This window comes from Saccharothrix hoggarensis, assembly GCF_042678885.1.
In the GTDB taxonomy this organism is placed as follows: Bacteria; Actinomycetota; Actinomycetes; order Mycobacteriales; family Pseudonocardiaceae; genus Actinosynnema; species Actinosynnema hoggarensis.
In genome coordinates, this window is sequence record NZ_JBHTLK010000053.1 from 1 (window position 1) to 13,429 (window position 13,429).

Genomic DNA, 13,429 nt, shown 5'->3' on the forward strand with positions numbered 1-13,429 from the left:
CCGACGGCCGGGCCGAGGCCAGGACCGCCGCCGCGGACGGCCCGCTCGACGCCGCCGCGCTGGCCGACGGCCGGTGCGTGCTGACCGACCGGGGCAGGCTCCTCGCCGACGCCGTGGTGCGCCGGCTCACCTGAGCCGCCCGGGTCAGGCCAACGTGACCGACGCCGAGTGGCCGACGGTCCGGTAACCCAGCGGCCCGTACAGGCGGTCCACCTTCTCGTCCGGCTCCGTCTCCAGGAACGGCGTGCAGCCCGCGCCGAACACGCGCGCGGTGAGGTCGGCGCAGACCGCCGACGCGACACCGCGCCGCCGGAACGACGGCAGCACCGCGATGCCCGCCACCTGCGCCAAGCCGTCACGCGGAGCCGTGTGCGCGCCCGCGCCGGCCGGTTCGCCGTCCACCCGGGCGAGCACGATCACACCGTCGTCCCGCAGCAACGACCGCTGCCGCGCCACGTCTTCGGGCCCGGCCAGCGCGCCGACGCCGAACGCCGTGTTCTGCACCACGGACACGGCCAGCAGGTCGTCGTCCGACGTCACCGCCTCCACGGTCAGCCCGGCGCGCGGCGCGGGCGGCGTCAGCGCCTCGACCACCATCACCGGCAGCAGCTGGTCGATCGTGAACCCGGCCTCCGCCAGCACGGCGTCCACCGCCGGCGACGGCCGCAGGTACTCCAGCCTCGGCGTCCGCGACCGGGCCCGGAACTCCGCGACCAGCCCGTCCACGTCGGCGCGCGTCGGCGCGACGCCCTCGTCGGGCACGGCGTAGTTCAGGAACAGGTGGTCGCTGTGGGCGTCGAAGCGCACCAGGAACGGCCCGACGCGCTCGGCGTCCGTCCGGATGGCGTCACGCAGGGCGTTCTGGATGCGGCTGTGCACACCGGACGTTATCCACGTGGCCCGAAGCCGGGCGAGCGACTTTTCCGATCCGCGCCCTCACCTCCGTAAACTCGAGGTGGAGCAGTCAGTCTTCCTGGAGGTGACGCGCGTGAACGCCGATGAGCGCCGGTTCGAAGTGCTGCGCGCAATCGTCGCCGACTACGTGTCCAACCAGGAGCCGGTCGGCTCGAAAGCCCTGGTCGAACGGCACAACCTGGGCGTGTCGAGTGCGACCGTCCGCAACGACATGGCCTCGCTGGAGGAGGACGGCTACATCACGCAGCCGCACACCAGCGCCGGCCGCGTCCCCACGGACAAGGGCTACCGCCTGTTCGTCGACCGGCTCAGCGAGGTCAAGCCGCTGTCCTCGCCCGAGCGCAAGGCCATCCAGAGCTTCCTCGAAGGCGCCTACGACCTGGACGACGTGCTGCGGCGCAGCGTGCGGCTGCTCGCCCAGCTCACCCGCCAGGTCGCCGTCATCCAGTACCCGACGCTGAGCCGCTCCACCGTCCGCCACATCGAAGTGGTCGCCATCACACCGGCCCGGCTGATGCTGGTGCTGATCACCGACACCGGCCGCGTCGACCAGCGCTCCGTCGACCTCGGCGACGTGATCACCGAGGAGAACGTGGCCCGCGTGCGGACCATGCTCAACGGGGCCATGGTCGGCAAGCGCCTGTCCGACGCGTCCGCCGAGGTCGCCAAGCTGCCCGACGACGCGCCGAGCGACCTGCGCGACGCCGTGCTGCGGGTGAGCACGGTCCTGATCGAGTCGCTGGTGGAGCACCCCGAGGAGCGCCTGGTGCTGGGTGGCACGGCGAACCTCACCCGCAACGTGGCAGACTTCCCGGGTTCGCTGCGCCAGGTTCTGGAGGCGCTGGAAGAGCAGGTCGTCGTGCTGAAGCTGCTGGCCGCCGCCCGCGATCCCGGCCGGATCCTGGTGCACATCGGCGAGGAGAACGAAGCGGCCGAGATGCGCAGCACCTCGATCGTGTCCATCGGCTACGGCAGCCGGGACAACCTGCTCGGCGGCATGGGAGTGGTGGGGCCCACCCGGATGGACTACCCCGGGACGATGGCGGCCGTGCGAGCGGTCGCCAACTACGTGGGGGAGATCTTGACCGGACGGTGACGGCGGGGGAACACCGCGGTCCCGGAGGACGTTTCGCAAGCGAGCGAGCGCGTGTCGAAGCGCGCCCGCAGGAGGATTCACGGTGGCGAGGGACTACTACGGCACGCTCGGGGTCTCCAAGAACGCGACACCCGAGGAGATCAAGCGCGCCTACCGCAAGCTCGCGCGGCAGCTGCACCCCGACGTCAACCCCAACGAGGAAGCCCGCTTCAAGGAGGTGACCGCCGCCTACGAGGTCCTGTCAGACCCGAAGAAGCGGCAGGTCGTCGACCTGGGCGGCGACCCGTTGGAGCCCGGCGGCGGTGGTATGCGCGGCGGCGGAGACCCGTTCGCGGGGTTCGGTCTCGGCGACATCATGGACGCGTTCTTCGGCGCGGGCGGCGGTGGCGGACGCGGTCCGCGCAGCCGCGTGCAGCCCGGTTCCGACGCGCTGATCCGGCTGTCGATGACGCTGGAGGAGTGCGCGGCGGGCGCTTCGCGGGAGCTGACCGTCGACACGGCGATCCTGTGCGACCGGTGCGTGGGCAGCGGCTGCGCCGAGGGCTCGTCCCCGGTGCGCTGCGACACGTGCGGCGGGCGGGGCGAGGTGCAGTCGGTGCAGCGCTCGTTCCTCGGGCAGGTCGTCACGGCGCGGCCGTGCCCGGTCTGCCGGGGGCTCGGCGAGGTCATCCCCGACCCGTGCCAGCAGTGCGCCGGCGAGGGCCGGGTGCGCTCGCGGCGGACCATCTCGGTGCAGATCCCGGCCGGCGTGGCCGAGGGCATGCGGGTGCGGCTCGCGGGCCAGGGCGAGGTCGGCCCCGGCGGCGGACCGGCGGGCGACCTGTACGTCGAGGTCGAGGAGGTGCCGCACGAGGTCTTCGAGCGCGACGGCGCGAACCTGCACTGCTCGGTGCGCATCCCGATGACGACCGCGGCGCTCGGTGCGGTGCTGCCGCTGCAGACGTTGGACGGCGAGGAGGAGCTGGAGATCGAACCCGGCACCCAGCCGAACACCGAACTGGTGCTCACCGGGCGCGGCATGCCCCGCCTGCGCTCCAGCGGGCGCATCGACGGCCGCGGCGACCTGCACGTCCACCTCGAGGTCGTGACGCCGACCAAGCTGGACGCCCGGCAGGCCGAGCTGCTGCGCGAACTGGCCGTGGTTCGCGGCGAGGACGAGCCGACGCTCGCGCACAACGGCAAGGGCGGCGGCGGGCTGTTCTCGCGGCTCCGGGCCGGCCGCAACCACCGGTGACGCTCCCGGTCTTCCTGGTCGCCGCGCTGCCGTCCGGCGACGAGGCGGTCCTGGACGGCCCGGAGGGGCGGCACGCGGCCACCGTGCGCCGGCTGCGGTCGGGGGAGGAGCTGGTGCTCTCCGACGGCTCCGGCGCCCAGGTGCGGTGCGTGGTCGAGGAGGCGTTCAAGGACTCGCTGCGGCTGCGCGTCGTGGAGCGGTGGGTCGTGCCGGAACCCGCGGTGCGCGTGGTCCTGGCCCAGGCGCTGGTGAAGGGCGACCGCGGCGAGCTCGCCGTCGAGCTGGCCACCGAGGCCGGGGTGGACGGCGTCGTGCCGTGGCGGGCCTCGCGCTGCGTGACCAAGTGGGAGGACGGACCGCGCGGCGCGAAGGCCCTCGAACGGTGGCGCAGCACCGCCCGCGAGGCGGCCAAGCAGGCCCGGCGCGCCCGCGTGCCGTCGGTCGCCGAACCCGTGTCGACGGCGGGCCTCGCGCGCCTGGCCGCGTCGTCCGCCATCGCATTGGTTTTGCACGAATCCTCTTCCTCGGCGATCGAATCGGTTCAGCTGCCGGCTTCCGGCGATGTGCTGCTCGTGGTCGGACCGGAAGGCGGCATCACCGACGAGGAATTGTCGGCGTTGACCGGCGTCGGCGCGCACGTAGTGCGACTGGGCCCTACCGTTCTGCGATCCTCGACGGCGGCGGCGGTGGCTTTGGGTGCGCTCGGTGTGCTGACCGATCGCTGGCGGTAGTGGTCGGCGGTTCCTGCTGGCGAACGCCTGACATAGGGGTTACGCTCAGGGCCGAGGGGTTGCATTGGTCTAACTTCGATCGGCCCTTCGGACCAGACTCGCCGGACACCTCCCCCCTCGGTCCGGCGTTCGCCGCGTCGCGGTGGGACGACCCCCAGGTCCCACCGCGACGCGGCCTCTTTATGCGATGGGGTGTGGTTTGCGCATCGGCTACGGCGGTCACCCGAGCCAGTTCGGCGAGTATTCCGCGCCTTCCGGTGAATCGTTTCCCGTCATCGTGGTAATCCACGGTGGTTTTTGGCACCAGCGTTATGGGCTCGAACTCGGCAGGCCGCTGGCCGCCGACCTGGTCGCCCACGGCGCCGCCGCCTACAACATCGAGTACCGGCGGGTAGGCGGAGGCGGCGGGTGGCCCGAGACCGGCGACGACGTGCTCGCCGCCCTCGACGCCCTCGACCCCGCGCTCGGCCCTGTGGTCACGCTCGGTCACTCCGCCGGCGGCCACCTGGCCGTCTGGGCCGCCGCCCGTCACCCCCGCGTGGTCGGCGCCGTCGCCCAGGCCGGGGTCCTCGACTTCCTCCAGCACCCGCAGATCACCCGCCGCGCGGCCGAACTGCTCGGCGGCACGCCGGACGAGGTGCCCGAGCGGTACGCCGACGCGTCACCGGCCGCCCTGCTGCCGATCGACAAGCCGATGGTGCTCGTGCACGGCCGGGACGACGAGGACGTGCCGTTCGAGCAGAGCGAGGCGTTCGCCCGGACGTCCGGCGCGGAACTGGTGGAGCTGCCCGGCGTCGGCCACATGGACGTGATCACCCCCGGCGCCGCCGCGTGGGCCGCGTGCCGGGACGCCGCACTGCGCCTGGCCGGCGCCTGACCCTCAGCCGGCCTCTGCGGGCCGGTCCTGCCGCGCCGGCCCCGGCGGGTCGGTAGCCTGCGGACCCATGTCCGACTGCCTGTTCTGCCGCATCGTCGCCCGCGAGATCCCGGCCACCGTGGTGCACGAGACCGACACCACGCTGGCGTTCCGCGACATCTCACCCCAGGCGCCGACGCACGTCGTGCTCGTGCCCAAGACGCACGCGCCGGACGCCGTCGCCCTGGCCGCCGCCGCGCCCGGTGTCCTCGACGACCTCTTCCTGGCCGCCGGCGAGGTGGCGAAGGCCGAGGGCGTCGCCGACAGCGGCTACCGCCTGCTGTTCAACACCGGCCAGGACGCGGGCCAGACCGTCTTCCACGCCCACCTGCACGTGCTCGGCGGACGCCGCCTCGGCCCGCTCGCCTAGCGCCGGCCGCCCCAGCCCTGACACGGCCCAGTCCTGACACGGCCCAGCCCCGAGACGCCCCGGCCCCGAGACGTCTCAGCCGAGGGCCTGCATGAGCGGGGCGAACAGCCGTGAACGGTCACCCGCGAGCTCACCGCGCACCATCAGGTCGACGGTGTAGCGCTGCGTGAGCCCGCGGGCCCGCAGCCAGGCCGCCAACGCCGCGTCCTGCACGTCCACCCGCACCGTCGACCCGGCCGCCAGGTCCGCGATCAACGCGGCCGCGCGCTCGGCGGACGGCGCGACCACCGGCCCGACCATCGACACGGGACCGTTGGGCCAAGCCGCCGCGAACCCGTCGTCGGCCACCCTGACCTGCGACGCGAACCCGAACAGCTCGTGCCACATCGCCGACCGGTCGGCGCCGAACACCTCGGCGTCGGCCGCCACGACGCCCGCCCGGTCCGCGTCGCCCACCGGCCGCGACGCGCCGGACGCCGTCCCGTCGAACGCGCCGAGGTGCGCCGTCACCCGGCCCACCGAGCGGAACCCGAGCTTCTCGTACAGCGGCTTGCCGTGCGACGTGGCGTGCAGCGACGCGACCGGCGTGCCCGCGAACTCCAGCGCGTGCCCCACCAGCCGCCGCCCCAGCCCGCGCCCGGCGTGGCTCTCCGCGACCAGCACCATGCTCACCGCCACGTGCTCGTCACCGAACCGGGTGATGATCGTCGTGCCGACCAGCTCACCGCCGTCGACCAGCCCGAAACCGGTTCCGACGCGCAGCAGGAACGCCCACTTGCCCGGCTCCGGCGACCACTGCCGGCTGGACGCCAGGCGGACGCAGGCGGGCACGTCGTCGGGGGTCAGGAACCGCAACTCCTCCACGTCACCGAGTAGACACGCCGTGTCCAACCCGTTTCTTACTCCAGTGCGGACTGTCGGTGGGGGCGACTAGCATCGACCGGGTACGTCCAGTTCACCCCGAGCACGGCGCGAACGCGCAGGAAGAGGGCCCGAGGCCACGTGGCCGGTACCGCTGACAACACGCCGCAGGCCGGCCGGGCCGCGGCCGACGCCCAATCCAAGTTCGCCGTGCCCGACGGCGCGGTGCTCGCCCTGCTCGGGTCGCGCGACGAGAACCTCCGGCTCGCCGAGGAACTGCTGGACGCCGACGTGCACGTGCGCGGCAACGAGATCACCCTGTCCGGCCAGCCCGCCGACGTGGCGTTCGCCGAGCGCGTGTTCTCCGAGCTCATCACGCTCGCCGGCCGGGGCCAGCAGGTCGGGCCGGACACGGTCCGCCGCACCGTCGCGATGCTGTCCGCGGGCACCAGCGAGTCGCCCGCCGAGGTGCTGAGCCTCGACATCATCTCCCGGCGCGGCCGCACCATCCGGCCGAAGACGCTGAACCAGAAGCACTACGTCGACGCGATCGACCAGAACACCGTGGTGTTCGGCATCGGTCCCGCCGGCACCGGCAAGACGTACCTGGCGATGGCGAAGGCCGTGCAGGCGCTCCAGGCCAAGCAGGTCAACCGGATCATCCTGACCCGGCCGGCCGTCGAGGCGGGCGAGCGGCTCGGCTACCTGCCGGGCACCCTGTACGAGAAGATCGACCCGTACCTGCGCCCCCTGTACGACGCGCTGCACGACATGGTCGACCCCGAATCCATCCCGCGCCTCACCCAGGCGGGCACGATCGAGGTCGCCCCACTGGCCTACATGCGTGGCCGGGCGCAGCCGGTGTTCACCAACGTGCTGACCCCGGAGGGCTTCCGGCCCATCGGGAGCCTGCGCGTCGGCGACCTGGTCATCGGCTCGAACGGCGAACCGACGCCGGTGCTCGGTGTCTACCCGCAGGGCGAGAAGGACATCTACCGGGTCTCGGCCCAGGACGGCGCTTCGACGCTGGCCTGCGGCGATCACCTCTGGACGGTGCGGACCAGGTCCGACCGCCGCCGGAACAAGCCGTGGCGGGTGCTGCGGACCGAGGAGATGATCGGCAACCTCCGGGCGGCGCACGCCCGGCGGTACGAGTTGCCGCTGCTGAGCGCGCCGACGTGCCACCCGGCGCGCGAGGTCCCGATGGACCCGTACGCCCTGGGCCTGCTGCTCGGCGACGGCTGCCTGACCGGCTCGACCACACCGTCTTTCGCGACCGACGACCCCGAGCTGGCGGTCGCGCTCCAGTCCGCCCTGCCCGGTGTGGCGGTGAACTGGAAAGACCGGGTGAACTACACCCTCAACCGGGTGAAGTCGCCGGGTGACGTCGTGACGCTGGAGAACCCCGTCACCGGGGCGCTCCGGCGGCTGAAGCTCCTCGGCACCCGTTCGCACACCAAGTTCATCCCGGACGACTACCTCGCCAACACGGCCGAGGTCAGGCTGGGCGTGCTGCAGGGGTTGCTGGACGCCGACGGCGGTCCGGTGACGCAGGCGGGTCGCACCTGCCGGATCCAGTACACGACCACGTCGGCCGTGCTCAGGGATGACGTGGTGCGGTTGGTCCGGTCGCTGGGCGGCGTCGCCTACGCCCGGACGCGCGTGGCCGACGGCCGGAAGCCCGGTTGGGCGTCCGGGCGCGAGGTGGTGAACCGCCACGACGCGCACGTCGTCGACATCCGCCTGCCCGAGGGCGTCGAACCGTTCCGGCTCGCCCGCAAGCGGGAGAAGTACCTGGCGGCGGGCGGCGGCGGGCGGCCCATGCGGTTCATCGACAGCATCGAACCGGCGGGTCGTGCCGAAGCGGTGTGCATCCAGGTGGCGGCCGCGGACTCGCTGTACGTCACCGAGGACTACCTGCTGACGCACAACACGCTGAACGACGCGTTCATCATCCTGGACGAGGCGCAGAACACGACGCCCGAGCAGATGAAGATGTTCCTCACCCGGTTGGGGTTCGGGTCGAAGATCGTGGTGACCGGTGACATCACCCAGGTCGACCTGCCCGGCGGCCAGCGCAGCGGGCTCAAGGTGGTCAAGGACATCCTCGAAGGCGTCGAGGACGTCCACTTCTCCATCCTGACCAGCAGCGACGTGGTGCGCCACCGGCTCGTGGCGGACATCGTGGACGCCTACGAGAAGTGGCAGGTCGAGCAGGACGAGGGCGACGCGGCCGACCGGCACCAGCACCACGCCGGACCCGGTGCGCGGTCGCGCGGGCAGCGCCGGGGACGATAGGCGCCGTGAGCATCGAGATCGCGAACGAGTCGGGCGTGCAGGTGGACGAGCCGTCCATCGTCTCCGCCGCCCGGTTCGCCCTGGACCGGATGGGCGTCAGCCCGTTGGCCGAGCTGTCCGTCCTGCTGGTCGAGCTGGACGTGATGGCGGACCTGCACCAGCGCTGGATGGACCTGCCCGGCCCGACGGACGTCATGGCGTTCCCGATGGACGAGCTGGACTCCGCGCGCCGTCCCGACGCGGCGGGCCTCGGCCCGGCGCTGCTCGGCGACATCGTGCTGTGCCCGGACTTCGCCAAGGACCAGGCCAAGAAGGCGGGCCACAGCCTGCTCGACGAACTGCACCTGCTGACCGTGCACGGCGTGCTGCACCTGCTCGGCTACGACCACGCCGAGCCCGCCGAGGAGCGGGAGATGTTCACGTTGCAGAACCGCATCCTGGCCGACTTCCGCACCGCGGCGGCCGAGGCGGAGCGCAAGTCGGCGCAGCGCGAGGCCGACTCGAAGCTGCTCGGGGCGGTCGGGCTGGACGACGCGGACCGGCCCGAGCCGACACCCTGAGGCGGCCGACGTGATGGGCAGTTCCGCCGGCCTGCTGGTGCTGGCCGTGGTGTTGGTGTTGACGGCGGGCGTGTTCGCCGGGGTGGACGCCGCGCTGGGCACGGTGTCGCGCGCCCGCGTCGAGGCGTTGCAGCGGCAGGGCCGGGCGGGCACGCGTCAGCTGATCCAGCTGCTCGCGGACCGGCCGCGGCACGTGAACCTGCTGCTGTTGCTGCGCCTGGGCTGCGAGCTGGCCGCGACGGTGCTGGTGACCGTGGTGTGCCTGGGGCTGATCGACACCGGCTGGGTGGCGATGCTGGTCGCCGGGCTGAGCATGCTCGTGGTGTCGTACGTGCTGGTGGGCGTGGGTCCGCGGACCATCGGCCGGCAGCACCCGTACGCGGTGAGCCTGCTCGCGGCCGGCCCGATCCGGGTGCTCGGCCGCGTGCTGGGGCCGTTGAGCAGGCTGCTGATCCTGGTCGGCAACGCGATCACGCCCGGCAAGGGCTTCCGCGAGGGCCCGTTCTCGTCCGAGGTCGAGCTGCGCGAGCTGGTCGACATGGCGCAGGAGCGCGGCGTCGTGGACGAGGGCGAGCGGGAGATGATCCACTCGGTCTTCGAGCTGGGCGACACGATCGCGCGCGAGGTGATGGTGCCGCGCACCGAGATCGTGTGGATCGAGCAGACCAAGTCGATCCGCCAGGCGTTGGCGCTGTCGCTGCGGACCGGGTACACGCGGGTGCCGGTGATCGGGGAGAGCGTCGACGACATCGTCGGCGTGGTGAACCTGAAGGACCTGGTGCGGCTGACGCTGGCGGAGGAGCCGAACGGCACGTCCGTGGCGGACGTGATGAAGCCGGCGTCGTTCATCCCGGACTCGAAGCCGATCGCGGACCTGCTGCGGGAGATGCAGCTGTCGCGCAACCACCTGGCGATCGTGGTGGACGAGTACGGCGGCACGGCGGGCCTGCTCACGATCGAGGACATCCTGGAGGAGATCGTCGGTGAGATCACCGACGAGTCCGACACCGACGACCGGCCGCCGGTGGAGCACCTGACGGACGGGTCGGTGCGGGTCAGCGCCCGGCTGCCGGTGGACGACCTGGACGCGTTGTTCGGCACGGAGCTGGACGACCACGAGGTCGAGACCGTGGGCGGCCTGCTGGCGCAGCGCCTGGGCCGCGTGCCGCTGCCGGGCACGGAGGCGGAGATCGCGGGCCTGCGGATGCGGGCCGAGGGCGGCAAGGACGAACGCGGGCGGATGCGCATCACGACGGTGCTCGTGCGGCCGCTGAACAACGGCGACAACAGCGAGGGGGACTCCGGTGACTGACCTCGACCCCGAGGACCAGAAGATCGTCACGCTGGCGCGTTCGGCGCGGGCCCGCACGGGTGCGGCCGAGGGCGCGGCGGTGCGCGACACCGACGGCCGGACCTACGCGGCCACCACGGTCGCCTTGCCGTCGTTGAAGCTGACCGCGTTGCAGGCGGCCGTCGCGGCGGCCGTGGCGAGCGGCGCGGAGGGGTTGGAGGCGGCGGCCGTGGTCACGGAGGCCGGGGCCGTGGACGCCGACTCGGTGGCGGCGGTGCGCGACCTGACGGCGGGCGCGCCGGTGCTGCGGGCCGACGCGTCCGGCGCCGTGCGGGAGACCGTGTAGACCGGAGGGACGCCCGTTGCCGGTCGGACGGCTAGGATCGCGATCATGACCGAGAGAATCGAGTCCTCCGTCCGCCGGTGAGCGGGACGACCGGGGCGGGCCCCCGGACCAGCCTGTACGACCACGCCGTGCGCCTGCACGAGCGGCACCCGGACGGACCGCTGCCCCGTGACGGCAGGCCGTTCCCCGACGAGCCGCGGCCGCGGCGCCGGCCTCGGCGGACCGAGCAGCGACGCGTCGGCGCGGACGTCGCCGCCGCCCTGGACCGCCACTTCGCCGGTGACGACCCGCCGGAAGCCCTGGCGGAGGCCGTGCGCGACCTCGACGTGCCGATCCACCGCAACGACCACATCGCCGCGGCCGCCCTGCGCGCCGACCGGGAGCGGGTCCGCCGGACGGGCCGTTGGCTGGTCCGGCACGGCGAGCACCAGTACGCCGTCGCGGTGGGCCTGGCGTTGCTCGCCTCCGACCACGACGAGGACGACATCCCGCTGATCCGCACGATCGGGTTGCTGTCGGACACGTTCGGACCGCTGGCCGCGGCCGCGTTGCAGCGCCGCCGAGGGGGTTCGGACGCCTTGGTGTGGCTGGGTGACCGGGTCGCCGGCTGGGGTCGCGTGTACGTGGTGGAGGCGCTGTGCGCGGTCGGCGGCGCCGGGGCGCGGGACTGGCTGCTGCGCCGGTCGTGCGACCGGGACTACCTCAACGGCTACTTCGCGGGCAAGGTCGCGACGGCCGCCCACCTGCACGAGGCCATCACCACCGGGTCCGACGACGACCTGGTCGACCACACCACCGATTTGCTCACCGTCATGGCGTACTGCGACGGGATGGGCACGACTCTGGAGCACTACCCACCCGCGCACGCGGTCCTGGAAGCGCACCTGGGGCACTTCGAACGGCTGCGACCGACCGCCGCCCGGCACCGGCGCGGGACCCGCCTCGTCGACAACCTGGCCGAGCTCAGGGCGATCGCCGGCGTCACCGCCGAGCACCGGGCCCGGCTGCTCGACCGCTACCGGGCCGTGCTGGAGCGCGACGAGTGGCGGGAGGTCGCGGCCACGACTGGAGAGGGCTGACGCGGCGCGGCCGGCGGGTGCGGGGACAATGGGCGGATGGATGGTTACCGCTCCGGGTTCGCGTGCTTCGTCGGCCGCCCCAACGCCGGCAAGTCGACGCTGACCAACGCTCTGGTCGGGACCAAGGTCGCGATCACGTCGAGCAAGCCGCAGACCACCCGGCACACCATTCGCGGCATCGTGCACCGCGAGGACGGCCAGCTCGTCCTCGTGGACACCCCCGGCCTGCACCGCCCGCGCACCCTCCTCGGCCAGCGCCTCAACGACCTGGTCCGCGAGACGTGGTCCGAGGTGGACGTGGTCGGGTTCTGCGTGCCCGCCGACCAGAAGGTCGGCCCCGGCGACCGGTTCATCGCCGCCGAGCTGGAGAAGATCGCCAAGCGCACCCCGGTCATCGGCATCGTCACCAAGACCGACCTGGTGGGCCAGCAGCAGGTCGCCGAGCAGCTGCTCGCGCTGCAGGAGGTGATGGACTTCGCCGACCTGATCCCGGTGTCCGCGGTGGACGGCTACCAGGTCGACGCCCTGTCCGACCTGGTGCTGGGCAAGCTGCCCGAGGGCCCGCCGCTGTACCCGGACGGCGAGCTGACCGACGAGCCGGAGCTGACCCTGGTCGCCGAGCTGATCCGCGAGGCCGCGCTGGAGGGCGTGCGGGACGAGCTGCCGCACTCGATCGCCGTCGTGGTCGAGGAGATGCTGCCCCGCGAGGGCCGCGACGACCTCGTGGACATTCACGCGAACGTGTTCGTCGAGCGGCCCAGCCAGAAGGCGATCATCCTGGGCCACCGGGGCGAACGCCTGAAGCAGGTCGGCATCACGTCCCGCAGGCACATCGAGAAGCTGCTCGGCACGCGCGTGTACCTCGACCTGCACATCAAGATCGCCAAGGACTGGCAGCGCGACCCGAAGCAGCTGCGCAGACTGGGCTTCTAGGGGTCTCCCGATGGCGAACCTCTACCGGGACACCGGGGTGGTCCTGCGGGTGCAGAAGCTCGGCGAGGCCGACCGCATCATCACGCTGCTCACCCAGAAGCACGGCAAGGTGCGCGCGGTCGCCAAGGGCGTGCGCCGCACCTCGTCCCGGTTCGGCGCCCGGCTGGAGCCGTTCGGGCACGTCGACGTGCAGTTCTACCCGGGACGTTCGCTGGACGTGATCACCCAGGTGCAGACGCTCGACGCGTTCGGCGTGGTCCTGGTGGACGACTACCAGCGGTACACGGCGGCGTGCGCCGTGCTGGAGACCGCCGACCGGCTCACGTCCGAGGAGGGCGAGCCCGTACTGCGGCTGTACCTGCTGGTCACGGGCGCGCTCCGGGCCCTCGCGGCGAAGGAGCGGGACGCGTCGCTCATCCTCGACGCCTACCTGATGCGGGCCATGGCGTTCGCCGGGTGGGCGCCCGCGGTGGACGACTGCGCGCGCTGCGGCGATCCGGGGCCGCACAAGGCGTTCAACGTGCACGCGGGCGGCATGGTGTGCCCGCGGTGCCGGCCGCCGGGCAGCGCCTCGCCGTCCGGTGACACGTTGCGCCTGCTCGCCGCCCTGCTGCACGGCGCGTGGGACGTGGTGGACGGCATCCCGACCGGCGCGCGCCGCGAGGCCAGCGGCCTCGTCGCCGCCCACCTCCAGTGGCACCTGGAACGCCAGTTGCGCTCGCTGCCCTTGGTCGAGCGCAAGGCGCAGCCGACCGACGGTTAGAGTCGCCTGCCGCACCGATCCCGCAGTCTCCCGAGA

13 protein-coding genes and 4 pseudogenes are annotated in these 13,429 nt (G+C 72.8%); 15 read left to right on the forward strand and 2 right to left on the reverse strand.

Annotation, left to right across the window (positions count from 1 at the left end):
• Positions 1-134 (forward strand): annotated as a pseudogene (locus tag ACFQ3T_RS12855) (radical SAM family heme chaperone HemW); the annotation flags it as partial.
• A 10-nt stretch (positions 135-144) separates the two neighbouring features.
• Here the strand turns inward: ACFQ3T_RS12855 and ACFQ3T_RS12860 are convergent.
• On the reverse strand, positions 145-879 hold the full coding sequence (locus ACFQ3T_RS12860; protein ID WP_380723462.1) for a GNAT family N-acetyltransferase: 735 nt from the start codon (positions 877-879) through the stop codon (positions 145-147).
• A gap of 109 nt (positions 880-988) precedes the next feature.
• On the opposite strand from ACFQ3T_RS12860, the gene hrcA reads away from it, so the two are divergent.
• The 5 genes from hrcA to ACFQ3T_RS12885 all read left to right on the forward strand — a co-directional run bounded on the left by hrcA (position 989) and on the right by ACFQ3T_RS12885 (position 5,262).
• Positions 989-2,011, forward strand: a complete 1,023-nt coding sequence (gene hrcA / locus ACFQ3T_RS12865) for a heat-inducible transcriptional repressor HrcA (RefSeq protein ID WP_380723463.1) — start codon at positions 989-991, stop codon at positions 2,009-2,011.
• A gap of 82 nt (positions 2,012-2,093) precedes the next feature.
• A complete protein-coding gene (gene dnaJ / locus ACFQ3T_RS12870) occupies positions 2,094-3,245 on the forward strand; it encodes a molecular chaperone DnaJ (RefSeq protein WP_380723464.1) in 1,152 nt (383 codons plus the stop codon).
• Positions 3,242-3,976, forward strand: a complete 735-nt coding sequence (locus ACFQ3T_RS12875) for a 16S rRNA (uracil(1498)-N(3))-methyltransferase (protein WP_380723465.1) — start codon at positions 3,242-3,244, stop codon at positions 3,974-3,976. Before dnaJ ends, ACFQ3T_RS12875 begins: the two co-directional genes overlap by 4 nt.
• A 187-nt stretch (positions 3,977-4,163) precedes the next feature.
• Positions 4,164-4,853: an alpha/beta hydrolase family protein gene (locus ACFQ3T_RS12880; protein ID WP_380723466.1), complete on the forward strand. Its 690-nt coding sequence runs from the start codon at positions 4,164-4,166 to the stop codon at positions 4,851-4,853.
• Between the two features lie 67 nt (positions 4,854-4,920).
• Positions 4,921-5,262 (forward strand): histidine triad nucleotide-binding protein, encoded by a 342-nt coding sequence (locus ACFQ3T_RS12885; protein ID WP_380723467.1) that lies wholly within the window; start codon positions 4,921-4,923, stop codon positions 5,260-5,262.
• Positions 5,263-5,337: 75 nt separating this feature from the next.
• Here the strand turns inward: ACFQ3T_RS12885 and ACFQ3T_RS12890 are convergent, their stop codons facing one another.
• The gene (locus tag ACFQ3T_RS12890; protein WP_380723468.1) at positions 5,338-6,126 is read right to left on the reverse strand and encodes a GNAT family N-acetyltransferase; all 789 of its coding nucleotides are present in this window, start codon (positions 6,124-6,126) and stop codon (positions 5,338-5,340) included.
• A gap of 138 nt (positions 6,127-6,264) precedes the next feature.
• On the opposite strand from ACFQ3T_RS12890, the pseudogene ACFQ3T_RS12895 reads away from it, so the two are divergent.
• The 9 genes and pseudogenes from ACFQ3T_RS12895 to recO all read left to right on the forward strand — a co-directional run.
• Positions 6,265-6,975: pseudogene (locus tag ACFQ3T_RS12895) on the forward strand (PhoH family protein); the annotation flags it as partial.
• Between the two features lie 351 nt (positions 6,976-7,326).
• Positions 7,327-7,767, forward strand: a pseudogene (locus ACFQ3T_RS12900) (LAGLIDADG family homing endonuclease); the annotation flags it as partial.
• 288 nt (positions 7,768-8,055) lie between these two features.
• Positions 8,056-8,421 (forward strand): annotated as a pseudogene (locus ACFQ3T_RS12905) (PhoH family protein); the annotation flags it as partial.
• A 5-nt stretch (positions 8,422-8,426) separates the two neighbouring features.
• Positions 8,427-8,981 carry an rRNA maturation RNase YbeY gene (gene ybeY, locus ACFQ3T_RS12910; protein ID WP_380723469.1) on the forward strand — a complete coding sequence of 185 codons (555 nt, stop codon included), beginning with the start codon at positions 8,427-8,429 and terminating at the stop codon, positions 8,979-8,981.
• Between the two features lie 13 nt (positions 8,982-8,994).
• Positions 8,995-10,293, forward strand: coding sequence for a hemolysin family protein (locus ACFQ3T_RS12915; protein WP_380723470.1), 1,299 nt, complete (start codon positions 8,995-8,997; stop codon positions 10,291-10,293).
• Entirely contained in the window at positions 10,286-10,618 is a 333-nt protein-coding gene (locus ACFQ3T_RS12920; RefSeq protein WP_380723471.1) for a cytidine deaminase, read from the forward strand. Before ACFQ3T_RS12915 ends, ACFQ3T_RS12920 begins: the two co-directional genes overlap by 8 nt.
• A gap of 77 nt (positions 10,619-10,695) precedes the next feature.
• On the forward strand, positions 10,696-11,697 hold the full coding sequence (locus ACFQ3T_RS12925; protein WP_380723472.1) for a hypothetical protein: 1,002 nt from the start codon (positions 10,696-10,698) through the stop codon (positions 11,695-11,697).
• Between the two features lie 36 nt (positions 11,698-11,733).
• Positions 11,734-12,630: a GTPase Era gene (era, locus tag ACFQ3T_RS12930; protein WP_380723473.1), complete on the forward strand. Its 897-nt coding sequence runs from the start codon at positions 11,734-11,736 to the stop codon at positions 12,628-12,630.
• 10 nt (positions 12,631-12,640) lie between these two features.
• Entirely contained in the window at positions 12,641-13,393 is a 753-nt protein-coding gene (gene recO / locus ACFQ3T_RS12935) for a DNA repair protein RecO (protein ID WP_380723474.1), read from the forward strand.
• Positions 13,394-13,429 lie beyond the last annotated feature (36 nt).